The 12,498-nt window shown below is 71.3% G+C and carries 13 protein-coding genes and 1 tRNA gene; 2 read left to right on the top strand and 12 right to left on the bottom strand.

The genetic code is table 11. From position 1 onward, the window contains the following. Nucleotides 1-4: 4 nt before the first annotated feature. The 5 genes from pfkB to M3667_RS06745 form a co-directional block, all read right to left on the bottom strand. Nucleotides 5-970 carry a 1-phosphofructokinase gene (gene pfkB, locus M3667_RS06765; RefSeq protein ID WP_251506646.1) on the bottom strand — a complete coding sequence of 322 codons (966 nt, stop codon included), beginning with the start codon at nucleotides 968-970 and terminating at the stop codon, nucleotides 5-7. Next, a complete protein-coding gene (locus M3667_RS06760) occupies nucleotides 967-1,752 on the bottom strand; it encodes a DeoR/GlpR family DNA-binding transcription regulator (protein WP_251506643.1) in 786 nt (261 codons plus the stop codon). The genes pfkB and M3667_RS06760 overlap by 4 nt, the downstream gene beginning before the upstream one ends. A gap of 127 nt (nucleotides 1,753-1,879) precedes the next feature. Beyond that, on the bottom strand, nucleotides 1,880-3,055 hold the full coding sequence (locus M3667_RS06755; protein ID WP_251506641.1) for an ABC transporter substrate-binding protein: 1,176 nt from the start codon (nucleotides 3,053-3,055) through the stop codon (nucleotides 1,880-1,882). A gap of 28 nt (nucleotides 3,056-3,083) precedes the next feature. After that, nucleotides 3,084-3,731: a flavin reductase family protein gene (locus M3667_RS06750; protein ID WP_251506639.1), complete on the bottom strand. Its 648-nt coding sequence runs from the start codon at nucleotides 3,729-3,731 to the stop codon at nucleotides 3,084-3,086. Next, nucleotides 3,724-4,812 (bottom strand): urea carboxylase-associated family protein, encoded by a 1,089-nt coding sequence (locus M3667_RS06745; protein ID WP_251506638.1) that lies wholly within the window; start codon nucleotides 4,810-4,812, stop codon nucleotides 3,724-3,726. Before M3667_RS06745 ends, M3667_RS06750 begins: the two co-directional genes overlap by 8 nt. Nucleotides 4,813-4,942: 130 nt before the next feature. Between M3667_RS06745 and M3667_RS06740 the strand changes: the two genes are divergently transcribed. Further along, nucleotides 4,943-5,644: a GntR family transcriptional regulator gene (locus M3667_RS06740; RefSeq protein ID WP_251506637.1), complete on the top strand. Its 702-nt coding sequence runs from the start codon at nucleotides 4,943-4,945 to the stop codon at nucleotides 5,642-5,644. 13 nt (nucleotides 5,645-5,657) lie between these two features. Here M3667_RS06740 and M3667_RS06735 read toward each other — a convergent pair whose 3' ends face one another. The 5 genes from M3667_RS06735 to M3667_RS06715 all read right to left on the bottom strand — a co-directional run bounded on the left by M3667_RS06735 (nucleotide 5,658) and on the right by M3667_RS06715 (nucleotide 9,210). Further along, the gene (locus M3667_RS06735; protein WP_251506636.1) at nucleotides 5,658-6,086 is read right to left on the bottom strand and encodes a hypothetical protein; all 429 of its coding nucleotides are present in this window, start codon (nucleotides 6,084-6,086) and stop codon (nucleotides 5,658-5,660) included. Continuing rightward, nucleotides 6,083-6,277 (bottom strand): hypothetical protein, encoded by a 195-nt coding sequence (locus tag M3667_RS06730; protein WP_251506635.1) that lies wholly within the window; start codon nucleotides 6,275-6,277, stop codon nucleotides 6,083-6,085. Before M3667_RS06730 ends, M3667_RS06735 begins: the two co-directional genes overlap by 4 nt. Nucleotides 6,278-6,410: 133 nt before the next feature. Beyond that, nucleotides 6,411-6,482, bottom strand: a tRNA-Gln gene (locus M3667_RS06725). A gap of 240 nt (nucleotides 6,483-6,722) precedes the next feature. Beyond that, a complete protein-coding gene (gene gltX, locus M3667_RS06720; protein ID WP_251506634.1) occupies nucleotides 6,723-8,237 on the bottom strand; it encodes a glutamate--tRNA ligase in 1,515 nt (504 codons plus the stop codon). Between the two features lie 10 nt (nucleotides 8,238-8,247). Next, nucleotides 8,248-9,210, bottom strand: coding sequence for a LysR family transcriptional regulator (locus M3667_RS06715; protein WP_230704770.1), 963 nt, complete (start codon nucleotides 9,208-9,210; stop codon nucleotides 8,248-8,250). Nucleotides 9,211-9,290: 80 nt separating this feature from the next. Here M3667_RS06715 and M3667_RS06710 point away from each other — a divergent pair, with 80 nt between their 5' ends. Beyond that, a complete protein-coding gene (locus M3667_RS06710; protein WP_251506633.1) occupies nucleotides 9,291-10,379 on the top strand; it encodes an aminotransferase class V-fold PLP-dependent enzyme in 1,089 nt (362 codons plus the stop codon). A 20-nt stretch (nucleotides 10,380-10,399) separates the two neighbouring features. Here M3667_RS06710 and M3667_RS06705 read toward each other — a convergent pair whose 3' ends face one another. Both M3667_RS06705 and M3667_RS06700 read right to left on the bottom strand, forming a co-directional pair. After that, entirely contained in the window at nucleotides 10,400-11,656 is a 1,257-nt protein-coding gene (locus tag M3667_RS06705) for an MFS transporter (protein WP_251506632.1), read from the bottom strand. Beyond that, on the bottom strand, nucleotides 11,649-12,416 hold the full coding sequence (locus M3667_RS06700; RefSeq protein WP_251506631.1) for a fumarylacetoacetate hydrolase family protein: 768 nt from the start codon (nucleotides 12,414-12,416) through the stop codon (nucleotides 11,649-11,651). Before M3667_RS06700 ends, M3667_RS06705 begins: the two co-directional genes overlap by 8 nt. Nucleotides 12,417-12,498 lie beyond the last annotated feature (82 nt).

The following is a 12,498-nucleotide window of genomic DNA, read 5'->3' as shown; positions in this document are numbered from 1 at the left end:
GTGGTCAGGATGTTGCGGTGGGGGTGGAGAAAACGGAAACGGCGATCGGGCCCGCGGGCAGATCGGCCGGGGTCGGGGGCTGCGTGCCCGGCAGGGTCGCAGCGGCGGCGCCGTAGGCGATGCTGCGGGCGAGGCGGTCGGAGGCGGAGGCCCCCTCGAGGTCGGCGAGCAGATAGCCGGCGAGCGAGCTGTCGCCCGCGCCGACCGTGCTCGCGACCTGGATCGTGGGGGCGTGTCCGCGCCAGGCTCCCTCGGCCGTGAAGAGCAGCGCTCCGTCGGCTCCGAGGGTGACGAGGGCGGATGCCACGCGCTCGGGCACGAGCTGGTGCGCGCGACGGGTGGCTTCGGTGATCACGTCGACGTCGCCCGCGGCGTCTTCGCCGACCAGTTCGGCGAGCTCTTCGTGGTTGGGCTTGATGAGGTCGGGCCGCGCGGTGGCGACGACCTCGGCGAGGGCGGCGCCGGACGCGTCGACGGCGATGCGGGGGGCGCCTGCTCCCCAGCGTTCGCGGACGGCCCTGACGAGGTCGGCGTAGAACGAGGCCGGGACGCCCGGAGGAAGAGACCCCGCGAGCACGAGCCACGTCGCGCCCTCGGCCGCGGCCACGACACCGTCGGTCAGCGCCTGCGCCTCGGCCGGCGAGAGCTCGGCGCCCGGCAGGTTCAGCTTGGTGGTCTCGCCCGCCGGGTCGGTGATGGTGAGGTTGGCCCGGGCGCGACCGGCGACGTCGACGAGGTCGAGGGCGATGCCGGTGTCTTCGAGCAGCACCCGGTAGGGGTCGTGCGCGCCCACGGGAACGACGGCACGGGCGGGAGCTCCGGCGGCGGCGACGACGCGCGCGACGTTGACGCCCTTGCCGCCGGCGTCTTCGCGCGACGACAGCGCGCGCTGCACCTCACCGGGCGCGAGGGCGTCGGAGAGCACCACGGCGCGGTCGGCCGAGGGGTTGGCGGTCAGTGTGACGATCATGCGATGCGCACCTCGATGTCGGCGTCGGCGAGGGCCTCGGCGAGCGGAGCGGGCGGGGCCGCGTCGGTGACGAGCACGTCGAGCTCATCGAGGCGCGCGAAGCGCACGAGCAGCTCTTCGCCGAACTTGGCGGCGTCGGCCACGAGCACGATGCGTCGCGCCGACTGGATGATGGCGGCCTTGACCGCGGCCTCTTCGGGATCGGGCGTGCTGAGGCCGAACCCGGCGCTCAGTCCGTTGGTCCCCACGAACGCGATGTCGGGGCGCAGTTCGCCGATCGCGCGAACGGTATGCGCGCCGACGGCGGCGCCGGTGACGCCGCGAACGCGCCCGCCGATGGTGGTGAGCGACAGGCGCTCCTCCCCGGCGAGCAGGTGAGCGGCCTCGAGCGAGTGCGTGACGACCTCGACGTCGTCGATTCCCGCACCCAGCGCCTCGGGCAGCAGGCCGGCGACGGCAGCGGGGGTGGTTCCGGCGTCGATGAAGATCGAGCCGCGGAAGTCGGGGGTGAGCAGCGAGGCGGCGGCGGCCGCGATCGCGCGCTTGGCGTCGCGGTGGCGCTCGCGACGCTCGGTCAGGGGCGACTCGGCGGTGCTTCCCCGGCCGATGTCGACCGCTCCGCCGTGAACGCGGCGCAGGGTTCCAAGACCTTCGAGGCGGTCGAGGTCACGACGCACGGTCTCGGTCGTGACGTCGAAGCGACGGGCGAGGTCGACGACGCTGACGCGTCCGACGTCGCGCAGTTCGCGCTCGATGAGCTGCTGGCGCTCCATTGCGTACACGGGGTTCTCCTTCGAGGATTCCCACACGATACAACACAAAACAACACAGAGCAACAGAAAGGCGAATCCGTAGACTACGGCGGGGCCGCGGCGTCATCCGCCCCGGCCCCGCCGTTCTTCGCGCTGGTCAGGGCAGCGAGATCCCGGCATCCAGGAACTGATTCGTGGCCAGATCTTCGGGAGTCAGACCCTGCTTCACCTCGACGCCCTTGTCGGCGAGGATCGGCGAGACGATCTGCTGCACCTTCGCCACCCGGTCCGCGTCGAACGACCCGAAGACACCGTCGGCGCCGTTCGCGACCAGGCCCAGCTCCCGCTGCTGCGTCGTCGAGTTCTCGGCCTCGGCCGCCGGGTACACCCACCCGTTGTCGTAGGCCTCGACCGCGCGCACGAGCAGGTCGTTGGCCGCGGCGGAATCGGCGAAGTAGTCCACGCTCGCCTGCTGCACGACGGGCACGAGCTTCTCGAGGCAGTCCTTCTTCGCCGTCACGTCCTCGGCCCGCACCGACAACGCCACCGCGTAGATCGGGTACCCGGTGTCGGCGACCAGCTGGTACGACAGGGGCCGACCCCACTCGGCGATCGCGTTCTCATAGACCCACGGCTCGACGGTCGCGAAACCCTGCTGCGCATCCTTCCCGTCGGCCGCGACGAAGCCGGCGGGCGTACCGTCGTACGAGCCGTCGAGCTGGTCGGCGCGGAGCTGTCCCGACCCGACCAGGTAGTCCATGTACGTCGTTCCGTCGAAGTAGCGGACGGTCGCCGCGGTGCGGCCGATGTCGGCGATCGTGCGCGCGTCGGGGTAGGTCTGCGGATCCCACATGATCGCCCACGGCGCCTTCTCGAACGTCGACATGACGGCCGTCGTCAGCAGTGCATCCGACGCGGAGATCGCGTCGTCGGTGTTGACCCACCCGAGCAGGATGTCGGGGTCGGTGTACATCTGCGAGGGCACACCCTGGAACCCGATCGCGGGGCCGCCCGCGCGGATCTCGACGTCGACACCGGTCCACTCGCCCTTCGACATCAGCGGACCCGACACGCTCTTGCGCGCGGCGTCGATCGTCGCGTCCGCTCCGAGCAGGGCGAAGAGCCCGCCTTGTTCGGCCTGCGGGTTCCAGTCGGTCTGGATGACGACCGTCGAGGGGCAGACGCTCGAGAGGTCGACGGAGCCGATCTCGGCGCCAGACGACGGCGGGGCGGCGGGGCCGGCCGCGCTTCCCGCGCCCGCACAGGCGCTGAGGGCGAAGGCGGCGACGGCGAGGGTGGCGATGGCGGCGGGGCCGCGGCGATACGGGGACATGGGTGCTCCTTGCGGGTTGGGGTGGTGCTCAGAGAGTGTCGAGGGAGGTGGATGCCGGCTGGCCGACGAGGGTGAATCGGTCGATCGTCGTGGTGTAGAAGCTCGCGCCGAACCGTCCGATCGGGGCGTAGTCGGCGAGGCGTACGCGCATGAGCTCGCGGTCGATGAGCCCCGACCGCGTCCGCAACCGTCGGATGCGGCCGAAGAAGATCTCGCGGCTGGGGATCTCGAGCCGCTGCCACAGCTCGCACTCCAGGGCGACGGGGGCGGCGGCGATGACCGGCGGGCGCACCATCTCTGCGGCCACCGTGTCGACGCCGACGAGGGCGAGTTCGTCGACGTGGGACGGATGCCGGGTGCTCGTGGCATCCATCTGCTCGGCGAGCGGGCGGTCGACCAGGTGCACGACGAACTCCCCCGTCGCGTCGATGTTGGCCGCCGTGTCCTTGCGACCACCGTCGGCGGGGCGGTCGATGCTCACCATCAGCAGGGGCGGGTCCTCCCCCACCATCGCGAACATCGAGAAGGGCGCGGCGTTGACCACCCCGTCGGCGTCGACCGTCGTGATCCATGCGATGGGGCGCGGGACGATGAGACCGGCGAGCAGCTTGTAGCGCTCATAGGGCGGCAGGGTGTCGAAGTCGTCGACCTCGTGCGGGGCCGTGGGTTCAGGCATGGCTGGCCACCCACCAGCTGATCAGCAGGTCGCGCAGAGCCGCCTCGTCGTCGTCGCCGTACAGGTCGCGGCGAGCGTGCGCCTCGAGGAGCGCTACCCCGGCCGCATCGAGCGACACTTCGACGCGCTCGGTGGTGACGGGCGTGCGCGCGAACGCCGGCGAGTACTCGGGGTCGCGCCGCAGCGATCGCTCGGTGCGGATGAGGGGCTGCGCGAACGCGGCGGGCGTGCGCTGGGAGCGGTGCGCGCGCAGGCCGGGGACCGCGGCGAGGTCGGCCTCCGCGGCATCCATCACCGTGACGTCCAGAGGACGCAGCGCGTAGTTGCTCGTGCGGAAGATGTCGTTGCCGCAGACGTTCGGCACGGCCAGCACGTCCATGAGGGCGATCAGCTCGACGAACGCGTCGGCCGGGGTGTGCTGGTGCACGACCTCACAGGTGCCGTCGGGGTTCACCCGCGTCGCCATGAACAGGTTGAACGAGTCGTGCACGTCGTCGGGGGTCAGCCCGTACTCGCGCTGCGCCTCAGCCTGCATGTCAGCGCAGTTCGTGTGTTCGTCGAAGCCGAACATCGACTCGTACATCGCGGCGCTGCACCGCGGGAACAGGGTGTCGTTGAGCCCGGCGTCGTCGGTGAGCAGATACATCATCGCCCGCTCGCGCGGCGGGGCCGACCACAGGAATGATCCCTGGTCCGGATGGATGCCGTGCAGGGTGCGCGTGCGGCCGACGTGCATCGCCTCGCGGTAGTCGTGCAGGTTGAAGACGTTCAGGTCGGCGCACTGGTCGCCCGACACCTGCGACACGCGCAGGATCTGGCCCGCGCGCACCTCGAAGGCCCTACCCGTGCCGGGCTCGAGGCGATGCTTCTCGCGCACGACGCGCTGAGTCGACGGGGTGAAGGCGAGGTCGTCGCGCCACGTCCACTCCGTGGGCTGGACGCCCGGGAGGGGCCGGCGACGGATTCCGGATGCCGTTTCGGTGAGAGCCGTGCGTGCGAGGTCGTCGAGGTCGAGTGCTTCGCCGGCGGAGAGGGAGCGGTCGAAGAGTTCGCGCTGCTGCGCGGTGAGGGTGACGTACACGTGGCGTCCTTTCTGTATACAGACGCATTCCTATCTCGTATACAGGCCGCACGGGTTTCACCCACGAGTCGAACAGGTTTCGGCCTCTAGGAACCGGGAAGGAGAGACGCCTTCCGTATACAGTCGAGCCATGCCACGATCGACGCCCGCAGACGACCCTCGCCCGTCTGAGCGCGCGGAACGCGCCTACGAAGCTCTGCGCGCCGCGATCATCGAGGGAGCGCTCACGCCCGGAACGAAGCTCGGCGAAGAAGCCCTCGCCGCGCACTACGGCGTGAGCCGAACACTCGTGCGCACGGTCCTGCAACGCCTCGTCGGAGACGGCGTGGTCGACTCTCCTCCGGGTCGTTCGGCCGCCGTCGCCCGACCGACCATCGACGAGGCGCGCGACGCATTCACCGTGAGGGCTGCCCTCGAGCGCGAGGGCGTGCGCCTGGTCGCCGAACGCCGCGACCCCGCCGCCCTCGCACGGCTGCGCGCCCACGTGCGGGCGGAGCGCGAGGCCTGGGAGGCCCGGCGCCCGACCGTGTCGGCGCGGCTCGGCGGCGAGTTCCATCTGCTCATCGCACGTGAGAGCGAGAATGCCCTGCTCGTGCGCTACATGTCGGAGGTCGTGTCGCGCACGGCCCTGATCCTGTCGATCTACGGACGCGACATCGATCAGGAGGTCTCGATCGCCGAGCACGAGCAGCTGCTCGAGATGCTGGAAGCGGGCGACGTCGACGCCGCGTGCGCTCTGGTCGAGCATCACCTCGCCGATGTGCAGCGCAAGAGCCTCGGGCGAGAGGCGGACTCCGGCGAGGAGCTGCTCGCGGTGCTCTCGCGCTACTGAGCCCGCCCCCGCGCTACGGCGCGACGACCGAGATGCGGAACGACTCCGTCTTCCCGTCGGGTCCGGTGAGGATCGCGGCCGTGGTCCCGAGGGCGCGGGCGATGAAGCCGGGACGGAAGACCGCTCCTTCCGAGGGACCTCCCCCCGAGAACTCGGCGATCGAGACGTCGTCGGTGGTCCCCGTCCACTCCGCCTCCGTTCCGTCGGGCACGGCCAGCACGAGGGAGGTCGCGATGACGACGGAGACGTCCGTGCCGTCGAGATCGCCGGGAGTGACCACCGAGGGGGCCAGGGCCTGATCAGCGGATGCCGCGGGGCTCGGCACCACGGCGGTCGGGGTCACGGCATCCGGAGTCTCCTGCGTGCACCCCGTGAGAAGGGCCACGACGGCCGCGGACGCCAGGAGCAGGCTCGCGCGCGTGGCGGTGCGGCGGCGGATCACGACGGATCGCCGTCGAGCGGGATCTCGATCGAGGTCACGGGAGCGTCGACCAGGCCCAGCAGGCCGCCGGGCGACGCCTCGGGCTGCTCGTCGTCGGGCAGCATCTCGGCTCGCGTCTTCGGGCGAGCGGGCTCGCCGGGCAGGCCGGCCCACTCGCCGGGTTCTTCCGGTCGCTGTACGAACAGTCCCATGGCGACATTGTGCCCCTGTCGTCACCGAGGAACGTGACCGACCGGCGGCGTCATAGCGGGTTCACGGCTGAGCGCCGTCAGCGGGTACGCGAAAGGCCCGGGATCTGTGCGATCACCGGGCCTTTTCGTGAAGCTGGGGTACCTGGACTCGAACCAAGAACAACGGAACCAGAAACCGCCGTGTTGCCAATTACACCATACCCCAATGGCTTCGAGCCGTAACTCGTGCCGAGGATCAAGCTTACGTGACGCGGAGCGATGCGCCAAACCGGGGCCCCGCCCCGCGCGTCCCGGGCGCGTCCTGCGCAGACCGTCGCGCGGGCGCCGATGTGGGAGATGCGACTCGAGAATCATCGAATCGCGGCGCATCGTCCGCGTTCCGCTCCCCCGCGCCGAAAACGCGCGATCCCCGCGACGGGAGAGTCGCGGGGATCGTCGGGGCGTCTCAGCCCAGGTGCGTCACGAGGGCGCCGAGGCGGCGGAGCGTCTCGGTCTTGCCGAGCAGTTCCATCGACTCGAACAGCGGCGGCGAGATGCGACGGCCGGTCAGGGCGACGCGCGGCGGGCCGTAGGCGACGCGGGGCTTCAGGCCGAGCTCCTCCACGAGGGCCTTCGACAGGGCCTCCTGCACCGCGGCGGCGGTGAACTCGCCCTCGGGCACGAGCTCGAGAGCGCCGACGGATGCCACGAGCACCTCACCCGCGTTGGCGGGGAGCCCCTTCATCGCGTCGTCGGCGTAGTCGACCTCCGACACGAAGAGGAAGCCGAGCATGCCGGGGACCTCGCCCAGCAGCTGCACGCGCTCCTGCACGAGCGGCGCCGCCTGAGCGATGATCGCGCAGTGCTCCTCGCTGGGCTGCTCCGCGATGAAACCCGCCCCCGCGAGATAGGGCACGATGCGGGCGGCGAAGTCATCGGCATCCAGCATGCGGATGTGATCGCCGTTGATGGCCTCGGCCTTCTTCTGGTCGAAGCGCGCCGGGTTGGGGTTGACGTCGGCGATGTCGAAGGCGGCGATCATCTCGTCGAGCGAGAACACGTCGCGGTCGCTGGCGAGCGACCAGCCGAGCAGCGAGAGGTAGTTGAGCAGACCCTCGTGGATGAAGCCCTTCTCGCGCTGCAGGAAGAGGTCGGCCTGCGGGTCGCGCTTGGAGAGCTTCTTGTTGCCGGTCTCTCCCAGCACGAGCGGCATGTGGCCGAAGCGCGGCACGAAGTCGGTGACGCCGGCGTCGAGCAGCGCGCGGTACAGCGCGAGCTGACGAGCCGTGGAGGGCATGAGGTCTTCGCCGCGGATGACGTGGGTGATGCCCATGAGCGCGTCGTCGACGGGGTTCACGAAGGTGTAGAGCGGGACGCCGCCGGCACGCACGATCACGAAGTCGGGGAACGACCCGGCCGGGAAGGTCACCTCGCCGCGGATGAGGTCGACGAAGGTGAGGTCTTCATCGGGCACGCGCACGCGCCACGCGGGCTCGCGACCCTCGGCACGGAACGCGGCCTTCTGCTCGTCGGTGAGGTCGCGGTCGAAGTTGTCGTAGCCGAGCTGCTTCGCACGGCCGTTCGCCTCGTTGCGCGCGTCGATCTCTTCGGCGGTCGAGTAGCTCTCGTACACCGCACCCGCGGCGATGAGCTTGTCGAGAACCTCGCGGTAGATCTCGTGGCGCTGCGACTGGCGGTACGGGGCGTGCGGGCCTCCGACCTCGACACCCTCGTCCCAGTCGATGTTCATCCACCGCAGCGCCTCGAGCAGCTGCTGGTAGCTCTCCTCGCTGTCGCGCGCGGCATCGGTGTCTTCGATGCGGAAGACGAGCTTGCCGCCGTTGTGCCGGGCGTAGGCCCAGTTGAATAAGACGGTGCGGATGAGACCGACGTGCGGCAACCCCGTGGGTGAGGGGCAGAAGCGGACGCGAACGTCGGCGCCGGTGGCGGTCGTGGTGCGGGGATCGGGCGTGGCAGACATCCCCTCGATCCTACCGGCGGGCGGTACCCATGCCCGTGGAGTCGAGATGGCGGGCCAGCACCTCGCCGACGACCTCGAGCGCCGCCCCCACCGCGGGCACGTGCTCGGCGCCGCGAGCGGTGACGACGTGGAGCGTTCGGGCCTCCGCACTCGGCAGGCGCGGTGCCGCGATGCCCGAGAGCATCGGCAGCGAGACGACGGCCATGCGCGGAAGGATCGCCATGCCCACCCCCTGCGCCACGAGGTTCTCGACCGCGATGAAGTTGTCGGTCTCGAACGCGATGTCGGGCGTGAATCCGGCACGACCGCACGCCTCGAGCAGGTGCCCGCGGCACTGGGGACACCCGGCGATCCACCGCTCCCCCGCCAGCTGCGACAGATCGATCGGGTCGTGTGCGGCCGCCGGGTGACCCGTGGGGACGACCACGACCGTGTCGTCGTCGCCGATGACTCGGGAGGAGAGACCGGATGCCGCGGACTCGAGGTGTTCGCGTCGATCCCCGGGGTAGCTGTAGGTGAGGGCGATGTCGGCACGGTCTTCGCGCACGGCGGCGATCGCCTCGGGCGGCTCCGCCTCGACGAAGCTGATCGACACACCCGGGCGACGCGCGGTGACCGCCGCGATCACGCGGGGCACGACGATCGAGGACGCGGAAGGGAACGCGGCGATGCGCACGCGCCCCGCGCGCAGTCCTCGCAGCTCGGCGAGGTCGCCGGCGGCGGCGTCGAGAGCGGTGGTGACCGTGGCCGCGTGCCGAGCCAGCACCTGCCCGGCCTCGGTGAGACGCACGCCCCGGCCCACGCGCTCGACGATGGGCAGACCGGCGCGGCGCTCGAGGCGGCGCAGCTGCTGGCTGACGGCGGGCTGGCTGTAGCCGAGGGCGCGCGCGGCGGCCGTGATCGAGCCGGTATCGGCGATCGCCTTGACGACCCTCAGTCCGTGGGCGTCGAGCGGGTCGTCGATGTCGGCCATGCGGATACATAAGCAGACCGCATGGTTCCCATGCAACACCTGCTCTAGTGCAATGTCAGACGCGACGGGATCCTGGATCCATGAGCAGCCTCGCCTCGCACTTCGCCGGCGGCCGCGACTACCTCGCGGCCTGCACCCTCGGTCTGCCGACGCGCGCCACGGCCTCCGCCGTTCGCGCCGACCTCGAGTCCGCGGCATCCGGTCGCCCCGACGTCATCAGCGCCTCGCTCGCCGTCGAAGACGCCCGGGCCGCGTACGCCCGCCTGGTCTGCACCCCCGTGCGAGACGTCGCGATCGGTTCGCAGACCTCGGTGCTGGTCTCGCTCCTCGCCGCGTCGGTGCCCGACGGCGCCGAGGTGCTCTGCGCCGAGGGCGACTTCGCCTCGCTCGTCGCGCCCTTCGCCCACGCGGGCCGCGGAGTGCGTCTTCGCACGGCTCCCCTCGACCGACTGGCCGACGCCGTCTCGCCCGACACCTGGCTCGTGGCGTTCTCGCTCGTGCAGTCGGCGACGGGCGAGGTCGCGGACGCCGTGGGCATCGCCGCCGCTGCCGCCCGTGCCGGTGCGCGCACCCTGTGCGACCTCACGCAGGCCGCCGGCTGGCTCCCCGTCGACGCGACGATGTTCCAAGCGACCGTCTGCCACGCCTACAAGTGGTTGTGCTGCCCGCGCGGAGTGGCGTTCCTCACCCTCTCCCCCGCGTTCGCGAGCGAGATCCGCCCCGTGCAGGCCGGCTGGTACTCCGGCGACGACCCCTGGTCATCGTGCTATGGAACGGGCGGAACGCTGGCCTCCGACGCCCGCCGCTTCGACGTCTCGCCCGCGTGGCAGGCGTTCGTGGGCGCGGCGCCCGCGCTGGCGCTGTTCGCCGACGCCGACATCACCGCCGCGTACGTCCACACGACGGGTCTCGCCGCGCGGTTCCGTGACGGCTTGGGGCTCGCGCAGCCCGAGCGCCCGTCGGCGATCGTGACATGGCCGGATGCGACCGGCGAGGCGCTCGCGCAACTGACGGCGCACGGCATCACGGCGTCGGGTCGCGCGGGCCGCGCCCGCGTGGCGTTCCACGTCTTCAACGACGAGCTCGACGTCGACCGTGCCCTGCACGCCCTCGGTGTGCGTGGGGCCTCAGACCTCTCGGCCTTCGACGGCCTGGTCTACGCGATCTGAGCCGCGCGTTTCGCGGCGACTCACGCGGAGGGTGAGGACCGCCGGGCTCCGACGACCACAGCACCGACGCACACGAGCGCGACGGGCACGAACGCCCACAACGCGAGCCCGCCGTATCCGACGAGGCCGAGAATGACTCCTGCGAGCACCGAGCCGCCCGCCGCGCAGGCCGTCATGAGGGTGTCGCTGCGGCCCTGACGCCGAGGGCGCAGGGCGAGCGGCGTCGCCTCGGTCAGCAGCGCGGAGCCTGCAACGGTCGCCGCGCTCCACCCCAGCCCGAGCAGCACGAGGGCGACGAGCACGCCCGCCTGACTCTCGGAGAAGGCCGATGCGACGGCGAGGGAGGAGGCCAGCAGCACCTGTCCCAGCACGATCACGGGGATGCGTCCCCACCGGTCGGCGAGCACGCCGAACACCGGGGACAGACCGTACATGCCGAACACATGCAGGGCGATGGTGACGCCGACAGCGAGGGTCACGGCATCCGGAGCGACGATGTGCGAGAGGTGCACCGGAGTCATCGCCATGACCGAGGCCATCGTCACGTGCGAGGCAGCCACCGCGAGCATCGCGAAGCGCGCGGTGCGCGGGCGGTCGACCTCGGGGGCGGGTGCGAGAGCGGATGCCGTGCGCTCGCGGTCGAGGCGCTGGGCGAGTAGCAGCGGGTCGGGGCGCAGGACGAGCACGTACAGCGCGAACGCGCAGACCTGCGCGGCGAACGAGAACAGGTACGCCCCGGTGAGCGGCGGCATGCCGATGCTCGCGCCGATGAGCTCGCCGGGCGCGAGCAGAAGCGGCCCGACCACCCCGCCCACGGTGGTCGCCCACACCACCGTCGCCAGGTCGCGCCCGCGGCGCGTGGTGGTCGACAGGTCGGTCGCGGCGAACCGCGACTGCAGGGTCGCGGCGTTGCCCGCGCCGATGAGGGCGATGCCGACGAGGAGCAGCGGGAAGATCCGCAGAGCTGCCGCGGCGATCACCACGGTGATGCCGATGAGAGCGGCGATGTTGCCCGTCGTCAGCGCCACGCGGCGTCCGCGACGGCCCGCCAGCCGCGCGAGCGGGATCGCGGTCAGCGCCGCTCCGAGGGTGACGGATGCCGTGGCGAAGCCCGAGAGCGCCTCTTGCCGCGACAGGTCGGCGGCGAGCAACGCCCCGAGCGACAGCGTCGCACCGAAGGCGACCCCCGTGAGCACCTGCCCCGCCGCGAGCACCCGCACCGTGCGGCGCTGGGCGGCGGCGAGGTCGATGCCCGCGGGTGCGGCGGTCTCAGGCATCGCGCGCGGTGTTGCGCAGCACTCCGATGCCGTCGATCTCGACCTCGACGACGTCGCCGGCGTCGAACGAGCCGATGCCCGCCGGCGTTCCGGTGAGGATCAGGTCGCCCGGGAGCAGGGTGAACACGGCGCTGGCGTAGGCGATGAGCGCGGGGATGTCGTGGATCATGTCGGACACGGGACCCTGCTGACGCATCTCGCCGTTGACGCGCGTCGTGATGGACGCGGTCTTCAGATCGAGGTCGGTCTCGATCACCGGGCCGACGGGGCAGAACGTGTCGAAGCCCTTCGCGCGCGACCACTGGCCGTCGGTGGCCTGCAGGTCGCGCGCGGTGACGTCGTTGGCGACGGTGTAACCGAAGATGTACTCGCCCGCGCGCTCGGCGGGGACGTTCTTGGCGATGCGGCCGATGACGACGGCCAGCTCGCCCTCGTAGTCGGTGCGCGAGCTGAGCTTCGTCGGCCGCACGATCTGGTCGTTCGGGCCGATGACCGAGGTGTTGGGCTTGAGGAACATCAGCGGCTCGGCGGGAGCCTCTCCGCCCATCTCGGCGGCGTGGTCGTGGTAGTTCTTGCCGATGCAGACGACCTTCGAGCGCGGGATGACCGGCGCGAGCAGGGCGACCTCGGACAGGGGGATGCGCTCCCCCGTGGTGCCGAAGCCGGCGAACATGGGGTCGCCTTCGAGCACGACGAGGTGGTCGTCGTCGACGATGCCGTAGCGGAGGGCGTCCTGGTGGCTGAAACGAGCGATCTTCACGGTGCCAGCCTATCCGCGGCCTCCGACACCGGTGAGGGTCCGGCCCTTCGACAGGCTCAAGGACCCCCATCGACAGGCTCAG

The organism is Microbacterium sp. P26, assembly GCF_023712585.1.
GTDB classification, from domain to species: domain Bacteria; phylum Actinomycetota; class Actinomycetes; order Actinomycetales; family Microbacteriaceae; genus Microbacterium; species Microbacterium algihabitans_A.
This window is presented reverse-complemented; position numbering and strand designations above follow the sequence as displayed.